The 14,283-nt window shown below is 75.7% G+C and carries 12 protein-coding genes; 9 read left to right on the top strand and 3 right to left on the bottom strand.

The genetic code is table 11. From position 1 onward, the window contains the following. Window positions 1–180 precede the first annotated feature (180 nt). The gene (locus KG102_RS08215) at window positions 181–1,650 is read right to left on the bottom strand and encodes an aldehyde dehydrogenase family protein (RefSeq protein WP_208290030.1); all 1,470 of its coding nucleotides are present in this window, start codon (window positions 1,648–1,650) and stop codon (window positions 181–183) included. Window positions 1,651–1,803: 153 nt separating this feature from the next. Here KG102_RS08215 and KG102_RS08210 point away from each other — a divergent pair, with 153 nt between their 5' ends. Genes KG102_RS08210 through KG102_RS08170 form a run of 8 tightly spaced genes read left to right on the top strand, consistent with a single transcriptional unit; the run spans window position 1,804 to window position 11,864 of the window. Further along, the gene (locus KG102_RS08210) at window positions 1,804–3,456 is read left to right on the top strand and encodes a carbamoyltransferase family protein (RefSeq protein ID WP_208290110.1); all 1,653 of its coding nucleotides are present in this window, start codon (window positions 1,804–1,806) and stop codon (window positions 3,454–3,456) included. Continuing rightward, window positions 3,453–4,988 (top strand): HAD-IIIA family hydrolase, encoded by a 1,536-nt coding sequence (locus KG102_RS08205; protein ID WP_208213577.1) that lies wholly within the window; start codon window positions 3,453–3,455, stop codon window positions 4,986–4,988. Before KG102_RS08210 ends, KG102_RS08205 begins: the two co-directional genes overlap by 4 nt. Continuing rightward, window positions 4,985–6,010: a glycosyltransferase family 9 protein gene (locus KG102_RS08200; RefSeq protein ID WP_208290031.1), complete on the top strand. Its 1,026-nt coding sequence runs from the start codon at window positions 4,985–4,987 to the stop codon at window positions 6,008–6,010. Before KG102_RS08205 ends, KG102_RS08200 begins: the two co-directional genes overlap by 4 nt. Then, window positions 6,007–6,966: a glycosyltransferase gene (locus KG102_RS08195; protein ID WP_208290032.1), complete on the top strand. Its 960-nt coding sequence runs from the start codon at window positions 6,007–6,009 to the stop codon at window positions 6,964–6,966. Before KG102_RS08200 ends, KG102_RS08195 begins: the two co-directional genes overlap by 4 nt. Next, window positions 6,963–8,189 carry a glycosyltransferase gene (locus tag KG102_RS08190; RefSeq protein WP_208290033.1) on the top strand — a complete coding sequence of 409 codons (1,227 nt, stop codon included), beginning with the start codon at window positions 6,963–6,965 and terminating at the stop codon, window positions 8,187–8,189. The genes KG102_RS08195 and KG102_RS08190 overlap by 4 nt, the downstream gene beginning before the upstream one ends. Beyond that, window positions 8,186–10,213: a PfkB family carbohydrate kinase gene (locus KG102_RS08180; protein ID WP_307802853.1), complete on the top strand. Its 2,028-nt coding sequence runs from the start codon at window positions 8,186–8,188 to the stop codon at window positions 10,211–10,213. The genes KG102_RS08190 and KG102_RS08180 overlap by 4 nt, the downstream gene beginning before the upstream one ends. Further along, the gene (locus KG102_RS08175) at window positions 10,210–10,938 is read left to right on the top strand and encodes an SDR family oxidoreductase (RefSeq protein WP_208290034.1); all 729 of its coding nucleotides are present in this window, start codon (window positions 10,210–10,212) and stop codon (window positions 10,936–10,938) included. The genes KG102_RS08180 and KG102_RS08175 overlap by 4 nt, the downstream gene beginning before the upstream one ends. Then, complete coding sequence (locus tag KG102_RS08170; RefSeq protein ID WP_249667519.1) at window positions 10,935–11,864, top strand: glycosyltransferase family 9 protein; 930 nt, start codon at window positions 10,935–10,937, stop codon at window positions 11,862–11,864. The genes KG102_RS08175 and KG102_RS08170 overlap by 4 nt, the downstream gene beginning before the upstream one ends. Here the strand turns inward: KG102_RS08170 and KG102_RS08165 are convergent. After that, window positions 11,856–12,836 carry an NAD-dependent epimerase/dehydratase family protein gene (locus KG102_RS08165; RefSeq protein WP_208290035.1) on the bottom strand — a complete coding sequence of 327 codons (981 nt, stop codon included), beginning with the start codon at window positions 12,834–12,836 and terminating at the stop codon, window positions 11,856–11,858. The two genes, KG102_RS08170 and KG102_RS08165, sit on opposite strands and share 9 nt — an antisense overlap. 246 nt (window positions 12,837–13,082) lie before the next feature. Between KG102_RS08165 and KG102_RS08160 the strand changes: the two genes are divergently transcribed. Beyond that, the gene (locus KG102_RS08160; protein WP_208290036.1) at window positions 13,083–13,877 is read left to right on the top strand and encodes an SDR family NAD(P)-dependent oxidoreductase; all 795 of its coding nucleotides are present in this window, start codon (window positions 13,083–13,085) and stop codon (window positions 13,875–13,877) included. A gap of 111 nt (window positions 13,878–13,988) precedes the next feature. Here KG102_RS08160 and KG102_RS08155 read toward each other — a convergent pair whose 3' ends face one another. Then, window positions 13,989–14,219, bottom strand: coding sequence for a hypothetical protein (locus KG102_RS08155; protein WP_208213585.1), 231 nt, complete (start codon window positions 14,217–14,219; stop codon window positions 13,989–13,991). Window positions 14,220–14,283: the final 64 nt, after the last annotated feature.

The raw sequence follows: 14,283 nt of genomic DNA, 5'->3' as shown, positions 1-14,283 counted from the left end.
GAGCGGCGGCAGCCCGGCCGGCCGTCGCTGAGGAGCACGGCTCCTCGTCCCTCGACGGCCCCGACGTCTCCAGGACCCGGGTGGTGCACGCGGCACCACCGACGCAGCCCGCTCCGGGAGGGGCGCGTCACGGCATCAGGGTAGGCACGGCCTGGTCGTGGCGCGCGCCGGGTGAACTGCTCAGCTCCCGGAAGGCGGCAGGGCCTCGATGTGCACGGCCTTGAGCACCGTCATGGCGTCGAGGAGGTCCGGCCCGTACCCGGCACCCGCGCCGCTGTCGCGTCGGGGGTCGGCGGACCCGCCCGGCGCGCCGCCGAACACCGCGTTGACCTTCACGGTGCCGACGTCGAGCTCGTCGGCGGCGCGCAGCGCGTGGTCGAGGTGCGGCGTCAGCACCGTGGCGGCGAGCCCGTAGCGCCCGGACGCCGCGAGCTGCAGTCCGGCCGCGAAGTCGGGCACCCGCGTCACCGCGGCGACCGGTCCGAAGGTCTCCTCCGTCATGACCTCCATCGTGGCCGTGCACCCGTCGAGCACCGTCGGCGGGTAGAAGGCCCCCGGGCCCTCGAGCCGGGCACCGCCCGCCAGGACTCGGGCACCCGACCGCACGGCGTCGTCGACGTGCCGCTCGACGACCGCGAGCTGCTCGTCGTCCACGAGCGGACCCAGGTCCGTGGAGCTGTCCGCGGGGTCACCGACCCGCAGCCGCGCGCAGAGGTCGACGAGCTCCGTCAGGACGGCGTCGGCCACCCGCTCGTGCAGGTAGACGCGCTCGACGGAGGTGCACAGCTGGCCGGTGTTGGTGAAGGCGCCGGTCGCGATCTGCTGGGCCGCCCACGTCGGATCGACGCCGTCGTCGACGAGCAGCGGGTCCTTGCCGCCGTTCTCCCGCAGCACCCGCGCACCGCGAGCACCCGCGACGGCGGCGATGCGCCGACCAGTGGCCGTGCTGCCGACCTGGGCGACCAGGGCGACGCGCTGGTCGGCGACGAGCGCCTCACCGGTCGCCCCGTCGCCGTTGACCACGTCGAGGACCCCGGCGGGGAGCTGCTCCGCGATCAGCCGCGCCAGGTGCCAGCCGGGGGCGGCGCTGCGCTCCGACGGCTTGTGCACGACCGTGTTGCCGGTCACCAGAGCGGCGCCGATCAGGCCCGCCGCCGCGGGGAACGGGTCATTCCAGGGGGTGATGACGCCGACCACGCCGTGCGGCTCACGGCGCACGACGTCGAGGACCGACAGCGGGCCTCCGAGCACGCGCCCGGCAGCACCTGTGCCCGCGGCCGCGGCCTCGTCGAGAAGGTCGGCGGCGACGCGCGCCGACTCCACGGACTGGGACAGCAGCCGTCCGGTGCTCCGGCACAGCGCGGCGCCCAGCTCGTCGGCCTGTGCGCGGACCGCCGCGGCCGCGGCACGCAGCGCGGTCGCCCGGGTCGCTGCGGGCGTCCTGCGCCACGCGACGCGCGCCTCGTCGGCCGCCGCGACGGCACGCGCCACCTCCCCCGGGGTGGCCGGGACGAGCACCAGGGTGCTCTCGCCGGTGACGGGGCTGCGCCTCTCCAACACCCTGCTGCCCTCCCCCGGCACCGCCCGGCCCCCGACGTAGTGCTGCGCGAGCCGGTGCACCTCGATGTCCGGGCGGGAAGTGATCGTCATGGGCGTCCTCCGGTTCGACGGGCGAGAAGCGGTTCAACGTGCGGCTCTCGGAGAAGTGCTCCACAGTGGCGGGCAGAAGCCGCCGAACCGAGCATCGCGCGTCGTGTGCAGAACACGCACGACTCTGGATCACCGAGCAGAGGCGTGCCACCCATGCGTGTCCTGGGCATCAACGCGATCTACCACGACCCCTCCGCCGCGCTCGTCGTCGACGGCCGGGTGGTCGCCGCAGCCGAGGAGGAACGGTTCAGCCGGCGCAAGCACGGCAAGCGGCCCGTGCCGTTCTCGGCCTGGGAGCTGCCGGAGCTGGCGATGCGCTGGTGCCTCGCGGAGGCCGGCCTGCGCCCCGAGAACCTCGACGCCGTCGCCTACGGCTGGGACCCGGCCCTGGCCAAGGACGCGGCGGACCTCGGGTTGGACGACCCCTGGGACCACCTGCGCACCACCTACGCGGAGCGCGTCCCCGGCTTCCTGGCCACGGCGCTGCCGGGCATCAACCCGGGGATCGTGCGATACGTCCCGCACCACGTCGCGCACGCGGCCTCCGCGGCCCTCGCCTCCCCGTTCGAGGACAGCAGCGTCCTGGTCCTCGACGGCCGCGGGGAGCGTGCGTCCCACCTGGCCGGGCGCTACACGGGCGGGCGGCTGGACATCCTGGCCACCCAGGAGCTGCCGAGCTCGTTGGGCCTGGTCTACGAGTCCCTCACCGAGCACCTCGGCTTCCTGCGCTCGAGCGACGAGTACAAGGTCATGGCTCTGGCCTCCTACGGGAGCCCGACGTTCCTGGACGACCTGCGGTCCCTGATCTACACCACCGGCGACGGCGGCTTCGTCGCCGAGCCCCCCGACTGGAGCCGCTGGGCGGCCCCGCGGGTCGACGACGGGACGTGGGGCGGCGAGCACGCCGACCTGGCGTGCTCGGTGCAGGCGCGGCTCGAGGAGGTCCTGGTCGAGCTGGCGCGCTGGCTGCAGCACCGCACGGGTGACCGCGTGCTGACCATGGCCGGGGGCATCGCCCTGAACTGCGTGGCCAACTCCCGGATCTGGCGCGAGAGCGGCTTCGACGAGGTGTGGGTGCAGCCGGCCGCGGGCGACGCCGGGACGTCGCTCGGCGCGGCGATGCAGCTCGCCGCGGAGCTCGGGGACACGCCGGAACCGATGCCGGGCGCCTCGTTGGGCCGCGGCTGGACCGACGACGCGCTCGCGGACTGGCTGCGCGCCGCGGCGGTCCCGTTCAGCACTCCCGCCGGCCTGGCCGGCGAGGTGGCCGACGTGCTGGCCGGCAACGGGGTCGTGGCCTGGTTCGACGGCCGCAGCGAGTTCGGTCCCCGCGCCCTCGGGCACCGCTCGCTGCTGGCGCACCCGGGGCACGCGGAGAACCTCGAGCGGCTGAACGACGTCAAGGGCCGTGAGCAGTTCCGCCCGGTGGCGCCGATGGTGCTGCTCGACCAGGCCAAGGAGTTGTTCTCCGCCGGACCTGTGCCCAGCCCGTACATGCTGTTCGTGCACCAGGTCGCTCCGCAGTGGCGCGACCGCATCCCCGCCGCCGTGCACGTCGACGGCACGGCCCGCATCCAGACGGTCGACCCCCGGACGCAGCCGCGCCTCGGAGCGGCGATCGAGGCGTTCCGCGACCGCACCGGGCTGCCGGTCGTCATCAACACGAGCCTGAACACCGCGGGCCGGCCCATGGTCGACGACCCCCGCGACGCCCTGGAGCTGTTCGGCTCCGCACCCGTCGACCTCCTCGTGCTGGGCCCGCACCTGGTGCGGCGCGGGGAGCTGTTCCGGACGGCGACCCGATGAACCCAGGCCCGTCGTGGTCGGTGGTCGTGCCCACCGTGGGCAGACCGTCTCTCGACGCCCTCCTGGCCGGCCTGGTCGGCCAGGACTGGTCGGCCGCCGAACCCGGCCCGTCGTCCGTCGTGGTCTGCGACGACCGCCCGCTGTCTTCCACGGTGCCGCTCGTCCTGCCCGACCTGCCGTGGCCGAGCCGAGTGGTGCGGACCGGAGGCCGCGGCCCGGCGGCCGCGCGCAACGCGGGGTGGCGCACGACGGCCGACCCCTGGGTCGCCTTCCTGGACGACGACGTGCTGCTGCCCCCGGGCTGGGCGCGCGCGTTCCTCGACGACCTGCGTGCGGCGGGTCCGGACGTGGCAGGCACCCAGGCGCGGTTGCGCGTCCCCCTCCCGACGGACCGCCGGCCGACCGACTGGGAGCGCAGCACCGCGGGGCTCGAGCACGCTCTGTGGGCGACGGCGGACATGGCGTTCCGGCGCTCGGCGCTGCGGGCGGTGCAGGGATTCGACGAGCGGTTCCCGCGCGCCTACCGGGAGGACGCCGACCTGGCGCTCCGGCTCCGGCAGGCCGGTTGGCGCCTGGAGCACGGCTCGCGCACGACCCACCACCCGGTGCGTCCCGCCGACGACCGGGTCAGCGTGCGGGTCCAGGCCGGCGCGGCGGACGACGCCCTGATGCGCGCCCTGCACGGCCGGCGCTGGCGTGAGCTGGCGGGCACCGGTCGCGGGCGCTTCCCGTGGCACGTCGTCACGGTCGGGACGGCCGTCGCCGCCGTCGGCGCGGCCTCGTTGGGCCGGCGCGGCCCGGCAACGGCAGCGGCGGCCGCCTGGCTCCTCCTCACCGGCGACTTCGCGCGACGCCGCATCGGCCCCGGTCCGCGGCTCGGCGAGCCGGACGGCGCGGCCGAGTGGCGCCGGATGGCGTGGACGAGCGCCGTCATCCCGTTCGCGGCCGTCCGGCACCGGATCACCGGGACGATCGCGCACCGGCAGGCGATGCCGTGGCGTCCGGTGGCGCGTGCGGTCCTGTTCGACCGCGACGGCACGCTCATCCACGACGTGCCGTACAACGGCGACCCCGCACGGGTCGACCCGGTCCCCGGCGCCGACGAGACGCTCGGTGCGCTGCGCGGCTCGAGCGTGGCCGTCGGCCTGGTGACCAACCAGTCCGGGGTCGCCCGCGGACTGCTGAGCAGGGCCCAGGTCGACGCCGTGAACGGTCGCGTCGCCGAGCTCCTCGGGCCGTTCGACACCGTCCAGGTGTGCCCGCACGGCCCGGCTTCCGCCTGCCCGTGCCGGAAGCCGGCGGCCGGGATGGTCCTGCGGGCGGCACACGAGCTCGGGCTCGCGCCGTGGGAGTGCGCTGTCGTCGGTGACATCGGCGCCGACATCGACGCCGCCCGGGCGGCCGGCGCCCGGGCGGTGCTCGTGCCCACGGCCGCGACCCGTCCGGAGGAGGTGCGCTCCGCGGAGCTGGTGGCCGCGGACCTGCGCGAGGCCGTCTCGATGCTGGTGCCCGACCTGGAGCGTCCGCGATGACCGCGGTGCTGGCGGTCCGGCTCGACTCGGACGGCGACGTCCTGCTGACCGGTCCGGCGCTGCGGGCGCTCGGGCATCTCGGCCCGGTCGACCTGCTCGTCTCGCCGGCAGGACGGCGGGCCAGCGACCTGCTGCCGGGCGTGCGGTCCATCCTGGTGTTCGACCCGCCCTGGAGCGGACTGTCCCCCGTGCCCGTGGACCCTTCCGCGGTCGCCGACCTGATGGAGCGGGTCGCCGCCGGGCACTACGACCGCGCGGTGGTCTTCACGTCCTTCCACCAGAGCCCGCTGCCCATGGCGCTGGTCCTGCGGCTCGCCGGCGTGCCGTTCGTGGCTGCCACCAGCGAGGACTACCCCGGCACGCTGCTCGACGTCCGGCACCGCCGCCCCGACGGCCTGCACGAGGTCGAGGCCGCACTCGACCTCGCCGTCGCAGCCGGCGGCTCCCCGGCGCCGGGCGACGAGGGGCGGCTCGCGGTACGACACCCGCTGCCCGACGTCGAGCCCCTGGTTCCCCGGTCGCGATACGTCGTCGTGCACCCGGGCGCCTCCGTGCCGTCGCGCGCACCGTCGCCCGACCAGGCGCGCGCGATCGTGGCGGGCCTGACCGCGGCCGGACGCGCCGTGCTCGTCACCGGCGGACCCGACGAGCGGGACCTCACCGCGGCGGTGGCCGGACGGGCCGGTGTGGACCTCGGCGGCCGCACGAGCCTCGCCGAGCTGGCGGCCGTGCTGTCCGGCGCGGAGGTGGTCGTGGTCGGCAACACCGGACCCGCCCACCTCGCCGCGGCCGTCGGGACGCCGGTCGTCTCGCTGTTCTCTCCCGTCGTCCCCGCCCGGCGCTGGGCACCGTTCGGTGTGCCGAGCATCGTGCTGGGCGACCAGGGTGCGGCCTGCGTCGGCACCCGGGCGCGCGAGTGCCCCCTGCCCGGGCACCCGTGCCTGACGTCCGTCACCCCGGAGCAGGTGCGGGCCGCCGTCGACGCGCTCGCCACCGCCGTGCCCGAGGAGGTCGTCGCATGAGGGTCCTGGTCTGGCACGTGCACGGCTCGTGGATGACCTCCTTCGTCCAGGGCGCCGACGAGTACCTGGTGCCGATGGACGGTCCGCGCTCGCCCGACGGACTGGGCCGCGCCAGGACGTGGGACTGGCCCGTCGCGGCCCGCGAGGTCCCATGGGAGAACCTGCGTGACGAGCCGGTCGACGTCGTGGTGCTCCAGCGCCCGCGTGACCTCGACCTGGTCGAGCGCTGGACCGGGCTGCGGCCCGGCGTCGACGTCCCCGCCGTGTACGTCGAGCACAACGCACCGTCCGGGCCTGCGGCGACCACACGGCACCTGCTCGCCGACCGGTCCGACCTCGTCGTGGCGCACGTCTCGGACTTCAACGCGCTCATGTGGGACTGCGGCCGCGCCCCCACGACGGTCATCGACCACGGCATACCCGACCCCGGCTACGCGTACACCGGAGATCGTGCACGCATCGCGGCGGTGGTGAACGAGCCCGTGCGGCGCTGGCGCGTGGCCGGCACGGACGTGCTGCTCGCGGCGGCCGAGCGGATACCGGTGGAGGTCTACGGGATGGGCGTCGGCGGGCTGGCCGCGCACGCGCCCGACCTGGCCCCGCACCTGCACGAGGACCTGCCCCAGCACCGGCTGCACCCGCAGCTCGCAGGCGCCCGCGCCTACCTGCACCCGTACCGGTGGACGAGCCTCGGCCTGTCCCTGATCGAGGCCATGACCCTCGGCATGCCGGTCCTCGCGGTCGCCTCGACAGCCGCACCGCAGGCCGTCCCGCCCGCGGCCGGCGTCGTCAGTCCCCGACCCGACGTCCTCGTGGAGGCAGCCCGCAGGTGGCTGCACGACCCCGAGGAGGCCCGAGACCGCGGCCAGGCCGCCCGTGAGCACGCGCTCCGGCACTACGGCCTGTCCCGCTTCCTGTCCGACTGGCAGTCCCTGCTCAAGGAGGTGACGCGATGAGGATCGCGATGGTGTCCGAGCACGCAAGCCCGCTGGCCACGCTCGGTGGTGTCGATGCCGGTGGGCAGAACGTCCACGTGGCCGCCCTCGGCGCCGCGCTCGCGCGGGCAGGTCACGAGGTCGACGTGTACACGCGTCGCGACGACCGGGATCTCCCGGAGCGGGTCGAGCTCGTCCCGGGCCTGACGGTCGTGCACGTCCCGGCGGGACCGCCGCGACAGGTCCCCAAGGACGACCTGCTGCCCTACATGCCCGCGTTCGGTGACCTGCTCGCGGAGCACTGGAGCGGAGAGCGGGTGCCCGACGTCGCGCACGCCCACTTCTGGATGTCGGGGTTCGCGACCCTGCGCGCCGCCGCCGTCACCGGGACCCCGGTCGCCCAGACGTTCCACGCCCTGGGCTCCGTCAAGCGCCGCCACCAGGGCGACAAGGACACGAGCCCGCCGGGCCGGATCGCCATCGAGAGCTCCATCGGTCGGCGCGTGGACGTCGTCGTGGCCACCTGCTCCGACGAGGCCGCCGAGCTCGCGCGGCTCGGGGTCGGCGCCGACCGGGTCCGCGTCGTGCCGTGCGGGGTGGACGTGGGTCACTTCCGGCCCGCACCGGTCGTCGAGATGGCGGGGCTGCCGCGCACGGCCCGGTTCCGGCTGCTCTGCATCGGGCGGCTGGTGGAGCGCAAGGGCATCGAGACCGTCATCGACGCGCTCGTGGACCTGCCCGACGCCGAGCTCGTCGTGGCCGGCGGACCGTCCGCCGACCAGCTGGGCGACGACGCCGAGGCCGCTCGCCTGCTCGCGCTCGCCGCGGCCCGCGGCGTGCGCCACCGGGTCCGTCTGGTCGGCCGCGTCGACCACGACGCCCTCCCGGTGCTGACCCGCTCGGCCGACGTGGTGGTCGCGACGCCGTGGTACGAGCCGTTCGGGATCGTGCCGATCGAGGCGGCGGCGTGCGGTGTCCCGGTCGTCGGATCGGCCGTGGGCGGTCTTCTCGACACCGTCCAGGACGGCCGTACCGGACTCCTGGTCCCGCCGCGCGACCCCGGCGCCCTGGCGTCGGCGCTCAGGTCCCTGCTCGACGACCCGGACCGCCGCGCCGCGTTCGGCGCCGCGGCACGCCGTCGCGCGGTCACGCGGTACGGCTGGGACCGCGTCGCCGCACAGACGGCACTGGTCTACCGCACGCTGGCGCGCGGCAAGGTGCTCACGGAGGTGGCCGTCGGATGAGTGCGAACGGATGGGTCGACGCGCACCTGGCGGAGCTGGCCGACTCCCTGGGCGCGGTCCAGGAGCAGTCCGCGACCGTCGAGGAGTGGGGTCGGCGGGTGGCGGAGCGCCTGCGCGCCGGCGGGCGCCTGCTCGCGGCCGGGAACGGAGGAAGCGCGGCCGAGGCGCAGCACCTGACCGCGGAGCTCGTCGGGCGCTTCGTCGCCGAGCGTCGCCCGTACTCGGCCATCGCCCTGTGCGCGGAGACCTCGAGCCTGACCGCGATCGTCAACGACTACGGCGCCGACGAGATGTTCGCCCGCCAGGTCGAGGCGCACGGCCGGACGGACGACGTCCTGGTGCTGCTCTCGACGTCGGGCCGCAGCCCGAACGTGTTGCGCGCCGCCGAGCGCGGCCGCGAGCTCGGCCTGCAGGTCCTGGCACTCACGGGCGCGGGACCCAACCCGCTGGTCGACGCCAGCGACGCGGCGGTCTGCGTGCCGGCGGGTTCCACCGCGGCGGTCCAGGCCGTCCACCTGGTCCTCGTGCACGCGCTGTGCGCGGCCGTCGACGCGCACCTGGAGCGACTCGAGCAGCCGGATCGCGGCGAAGCCGCGGTGACCGACGACCGCCCGCACGTCGTGGTGGTCGGGGACATCGTGCTCGACCGTGACATCGACGGCCGGATCGAGCGGCTGTGCCCCGACGCTCCCGCGCCGGTGCTCGACGTCACCGCCACCCGCGACTCCCCCGGCGGCGCGGGACTGGCCGCCCTCCTGTGCGCGGCGGGCGGCGCCCGGGTCACGCTGGTGACGCCCGTCGCCCGCGACCTCGACGGCAGGGGGCTCGTCGAGGCCCTGCGACCGGAGGTCGACGTGGTCGCGCTCGGGCACGACGGGCCGACCCGGCGCAAGGTCCGTGCACGCAGCGACGGTCACTCGCTCGTGCGCGTCGACGACGGTGGTCCGGGGACGCCCACCACACTGTCCGAGGACCGGGTCCGGGCCGCGCTGGCGACGGCCGACGCCGTGCTCGTCTCCGACTACGGCGCCGGCGTCACCACGGACGAGCGGCTGCGTGCCCTGCTGACCGAGGTCGCCGCACGGTGCCCGGTGGTGTGGGATCCGCACCCCCGGGGCGGCGCGCCCGTCGCCGGTGCCACGCTCGTGACCCCCAACCTGGCCGAGGCCCGGCAGGCCGCACCCGACGGCGCCTCTGCCGACGCGGCCTCTCCCGACGCCCTCGCCCAGACGCTGCGGGCGGCCTGGGCCGCCCGTGCGGTCGCGGTCACCGCAGGCGACCGCGGGGCCTTCCTCGCGACGACCGGCGACGAGCCCCTGTTCGTGCCCGCGACCCCCGCCCGCGGTGGTGACACCTGCGGCGCCGGTGACAGGTTCGCTGCCTCGGCGGCCGTCGTCCTCGCCCGCGGCGGGCTGGTGTCCGCCGCGGTCGGGGCCGCGGTCGCCGACGCGTCGGCATGGGTCGTCGCGGGCGGTGCCGAGGCGTTCCGGTCACGGCGCGGCATGCCCCAGGTCACCGGCCGGCAGCCCGTCGGCGGCGCGCCGGACGAGGAGGTCGCCGCGCTGGCGACCCGCCTCCGGCTCGGCGGTCGCACGCTCGTCGCCACAGGCGGGTGCTTCGACATCGTGCACGCGGGGCACGTCGCGACCCTGCAGGCCGCCCGACGCCTGGGCGACGCCCTCGTGGTGGTCATGAACTCCGACGACTCCGTGCGACGCCTCAAGGGCGAGGGCCGGCCCGTGGTCGGTTCCGCCGACCGTGCGCGTGTGCTCGAGGCCCTCGACTGCGTCGACGCGGTCGTGGTGTTCGACGAGGACGACCCCCGCGAGATCCTCGCGGCGCTGCAGCCGGACGTGTGGGCCAAGGGCGGCGACTACGGCGGGCGTCCGCTTCCCGAGACGGACGTGGTGCGAGCCGGGGGCGGACGCGTGGTCCTGCTGCCCTACCTGGACGGCCGCTCCACGTCGTCCCTGATCGAGCGCACGGGACGAGCCCGCGCGCGCCAGCCGGAGGAGGTCGCATGATCGACACGTCGAGCGGACCCGAGCTCGCTGCCCTCACGCCCCGCGCGGTGGGCACCGTGATCGTCACGGGCGGGGCGAGCGGCCTGGGCGCCGCCGTGGTGGAGGCCGTGGCCGCAGCCGGGGGGACGCCGGCCGTCCTCGACCGCGCCGCGCCCCGCGACGGCGTCCCGCACGTCCTCGTCGACCTGTCGGACTCCGCCGCCGCCGCCCGCGCGGTCGAGGAGCTCGTCGACCAGGTGGGCGCGCCGACGGGTCTGGTCACCGCGGCGGGCACCGACGCGTGCGGACCGCTCGGGGAGGTGGACACAGAGACCTGGGAGCGGGTGGTGCGGGTCAACCTGTTCGGCACGGTCGCGGTCGTGCGTGCCTGCCTGCCCTACCTGGAGCAGACGCGCGGCACCGTGGTCACGGTCGCCTCGACGTTGGCGCTGCGCGGCATGAGCGACGCCACCGCGTACTGCGCCTCGAAGTTCGCGGTGCGCGGGTTCACCCACGCGCTCGCGGCGGAGCTCGCCGGACGGGTCGGGGTGACGCTGCTGATCCCCGGCGGCATGCAGACCGCCTTCTTCGACGGCCGCACCGAGCAGTACCGGCCGGGCCCGGACGCGCAGCTCAACGACCCGGCCGCGACCGCCGCAGCGGTGCTGACCGCGCTGACCCAGCCCGTGGGCAGCGAGATCCGCGAGATGCTCGTGATGTCGTCCGGGGAGAGCTCCTGGCCGTGACCGCCGCACGCGCGGACGTCCTGGTCCTGCGGGCGCTCGGGCTCGGCGACGCGCTGACCGGCATCCCGGCCCTGCGCGGGGTGCGCCGGGCATGGCCGGACCGGCGCCTGGTGCTGGCCGCGCCCGAGGTCGTCGGGCGGTGGCTGCAGGGCCTCGGCCTGGTCGACGAGGTGCTGGACACCGTCGGGCTGCTGGCCCCGCTGCGCTGGGTCGGCCGGCAGCACGTCGCAGTCAACCTGCACGGCCGGGGACCGCAGAGCCATGCGTTGCTCGCCGAGACCCGCCCGTCGCGGCTCGTCGCGTTCGCGACACCGGACCACTCCGGCCCGGCGTGGCGCCCCGACGAGCACGAGGTGGACCGGTGGTGCCGGCTGGTGCGCTCGGCGGGCGGCGCGTGCGACCGGGACGACCTGCGGCTCCACGTCGGCGCTGTCCGCTCGACCGAGGCGCTCCTGCACCCGGGCGCCGCGTCCGCCGCACGCCGCTGGCCGGCCGAGCGGTGGGCCGTGGTCGCCCGCCACCTTGCCGACCGGGGCGTGCCCGTGACCCTGACCGGAGGACCGGCCGAGCAGGGCCTCTGCGAGCACGTCCGGGCGCACGCCGGCCCCGGCGTGCGGCGGGCCGGACGGCTCTCGCTCGACGGCCTCGCCGCGCGCGTGGCCGGCGCCCGGCTCCTGGTGTGCGGCGACACGGGCGTCGCACACCTGGCGACGGCGACCGGCACGCCGTCGGTGCTGGTCTTCGGCCCGACCCCGCCCCTCTGGTGGGGCCCCGCGATCGACGCCGACCTGCACCCCGTCCTGTGGCACGGCAACGGCAGCGCCGTCGGCGACCCGCACGGCACCGTGCTCGACCCGGCGCTCGACGCGATCGGCACCGACGAGGTCGTCACCGCGGTGGACGCCCTGCTCGCCTCGTCAGGCTGATGCGCTCAGCGCCTGCGCGAACCAGCGGATCGTGCGGTCGAGCCCCTCGGCCCACGGCACCTGGGGGGACCAGCCCAGCTCCCGGGCGGCCAGGGACGTGTCCGGGCGCCGCACCTCCGGGTCGTCGACGGGCCGGTCCACGAAGGTGATGCCCCCGCGCGACCCCGTCGCGGCGATCACGTCCTCGGCGATCTGGCGCACCGTGAGCTCGGTCGGGTTGCCGATGTTCATCGGCCCCGCGTGACCGTGGGCGGCGAGCCCGAGGATGCCCCGCACCAGGTCGTCCACGAAGCACACCGACCGGGTCTGGCTGCCGTCGCCGGCCACCGTCACGGGCTCCCCCGCCAGCGCCTGCCGGATGAACGTCGGGATCGCCCGGCCGTCGTGCGGGCGCATCCGTGGCCCGTACGTGTTGAAGATCCGCACGATCGCCGTGTCGACCCCGTGCGTCGTGCGGTACGCGGTCGTGAGCGCCTCGCCGTACCGCTTCGCCTCGTCGTAGACGCCGCGCGGACCGACCGGGTTCACGTGCCCCCAGTAGTCCTCCGTCTGCGGGTGCACCTGGGGGTCGCCGTAGACCTCGGAGGTCGATGCCAGCAGGAACCGGGCGCCCTTCTCCTTGGCGAGCCCCAGGGCATGGCCCGTCCCGATCGAGCCCACCTTGAGCGTCTCGATCGGCAGCTGGAGGTAGTCCACCGGGGACGCGGGCGACGCGAAGTGCAGCACCAGGTCGACCGGTCCGGGGACGTGCACGAAATCGGTCACGTCGCAGCGCACGAGCCGGAACCCGCGCCGGTCCATCAGGTGGGCGACGTTGCCCGGCGACCCGGTCAGGAAGTTGTCGAGGCAGACCACCTCGGCGCCGCGGTCGAGGAGCTCCGTGCTCAGGTGGCTGCCGAGGAAGCCGGCGCCGCCCGTGACGACGACGCGTCCCCGGGTCGGGTCCGACGAGGTGGGTCGGGACAGGGGCATCGATGCGTCCCCTCGCGAGGGTCGTCCGTCGCCGGCCCCGTCTTCGCCGGCAGGTGGTGCCCAGGCACAGTCCTACCGTCGATCGGGGTGGTCCGCGCGGCGAGCGGCACCGGGGCCGGCGTCGGGTTGCGCCGGGACGTGCTCACCCCCGCCTGAGCCGCTCGACGTGCGGGCAGGGCGGGTTGCGGCCTACGGTCGCAGGAGCGCGAGGCAGGCAGCGCCACATCGATCCCGTCGGGAGTCCCCATGCCTGCCAGCACCGCGCCGCACCCCTTCGCCGTCGTTACCGGAGCCTCCAGCGGCATCGGCCTCGCACTGGCCACCACCTTCGCCGAGCACGGGTTCGACCTGCTCGTCACGGCGGACGACGACGGCGTCAGCACCGTTGCCGCCGAGCTGGGCCGGGAGGGCACCACGGCGCACGCCGTGCAGGCGGACCTCACGACGGTCGAAGGCGTGCAGACGCTCGTCGACGCCGTCCGCGGTGCCGGCCGGCCGGTCGACGCCCTCGCCCTGAACGCGGGCGTCGGCCAGGGGGGCGCCTTCCTGGAGACGCCGCTCGAAGGCGACCTGGAGGTCATCGCGCTCGACGTGGTCGCCCCCGTGCGGCTGGCCAAGGCGCTGGTGCCCGCCATGGTGAGCCGGGGCGAGGGACGCGTGCTGTTCACGGCGTCGACCGCCAGCCTGATGCCCGGGCCGTACTACGCCACCTACGCGGCGTCGAAGGCGTTCGTCCTGTCCTTCAGCGAAGCGCTGCGCCACGAGCTGAAGGACTCCGGCGTGACGGTCACGGCGCTCCTGCCGGGGCCGACGGACACCGCCTTCTTCGAGCGCTCGGACATGGTCGAGACCCGGGTCGGGCAGGGCCCGAAGGACGATCCCGCCAAGGTGGCCGCCGAGGCGTTCGACGCCCTGATGAAGGGCCGCGACAAGGTGGAGGTGGGCTCGCTCAAGGTCAAGTCGCAGACCGCGGCGGCCGCCCTGCTGCCGGACCGCGCGAAGGCCGCGATGCACGCCGCGTTCACCAAGCCGACGGAGTGACGACCCCCAGCGCGGGTCGCGGCTCCGCTCCTGCGGCAGCCAGGCGTCGGCCCGGACCCTAGCGGCGTCCGGTCCTCATGCCCGGAACATCGGGCGGGTAGCGCGGCGCGCCTACCGTCCGAGCCGCTCCCGAAGCAGCGCCTTGCCCTGCTGCGCGCCCTTGCGGCTCTCGGCCTGGGCGCGGCGGAAGAACTCCGCGAGCTCGGTGTCGCCGTCCCGCTCCGCGTCGCCGATGTACGTCTCGAGGCGCAGCACGTTGCTCAGGCATGCCTCGACGAACCAGATGACGTTGTAGTCCTTGTCGGGAGTCCCCGTGAGGTCGCCCTTCTCCGTGTCCGACATCGCTCGTGTCCTCTCCCGGCTGCCCGCACGGCAGCCGCGGCTGGTACCGGTCGTCGTGAGCTCC

This window comes from Cellulomonas fengjieae, from assembly GCF_018388465.1.
Lineage (GTDB): Bacteria > Actinomycetota > Actinomycetes > Actinomycetales > Cellulomonadaceae > Cellulomonas > Cellulomonas fengjieae.
This window is presented reverse-complemented; position numbering and strand designations above follow the sequence as displayed.

Bases quoted from the DNA above. Each gene is read 5' to 3' on its own strand.
- KG102_RS08215 (WP_208290030.1), bottom strand. From the start codon at position 1,650: ATGACGATCACTTCCCGCCCGGACATCGAGGTGCACCGGCTCGCGCAG.
- KG102_RS08210 (WP_208290110.1), top strand. From the start codon at position 1,804: ATGCGTGTCCTGGGCATCAACGCGATCTACCACGACCCCTCCGCCGCG.
- KG102_RS08205 (WP_208213577.1), top strand. From the start codon at position 3,453: ATGAACCCAGGCCCGTCGTGGTCGGTGGTCGTGCCCACCGTGGGCAGA.
- KG102_RS08200 (WP_208290031.1), top strand. From the start codon at position 4,985: ATGACCGCGGTGCTGGCGGTCCGGCTCGACTCGGACGGCGACGTCCTG.
- KG102_RS08195 (WP_208290032.1), top strand. From the start codon at position 6,007: ATGAGGGTCCTGGTCTGGCACGTGCACGGCTCGTGGATGACCTCCTTC.
- KG102_RS08190 (WP_208290033.1), top strand. From the start codon at position 6,963: ATGAGGATCGCGATGGTGTCCGAGCACGCAAGCCCGCTGGCCACGCTC.
- KG102_RS08180 (WP_307802853.1), top strand. From the start codon at position 8,186: ATGAGTGCGAACGGATGGGTCGACGCGCACCTGGCGGAGCTGGCCGAC.
- KG102_RS08175 (WP_208290034.1), top strand. From the start codon at position 10,210: ATGATCGACACGTCGAGCGGACCCGAGCTCGCTGCCCTCACGCCCCGC.
- KG102_RS08165 (WP_208290035.1), bottom strand. From the start codon at position 12,836: ATGCCCCTGTCCCGACCCACCTCGTCGGACCCGACCCGGGGACGCGTC.
- KG102_RS08160 (WP_208290036.1), top strand. From the start codon at position 13,083: ATGCCTGCCAGCACCGCGCCGCACCCCTTCGCCGTCGTTACCGGAGCC.
- KG102_RS08155 (WP_208213585.1), bottom strand. From the start codon at position 14,219: ATGTCGGACACGGAGAAGGGCGACCTCACGGGGACTCCCGACAAGGAC.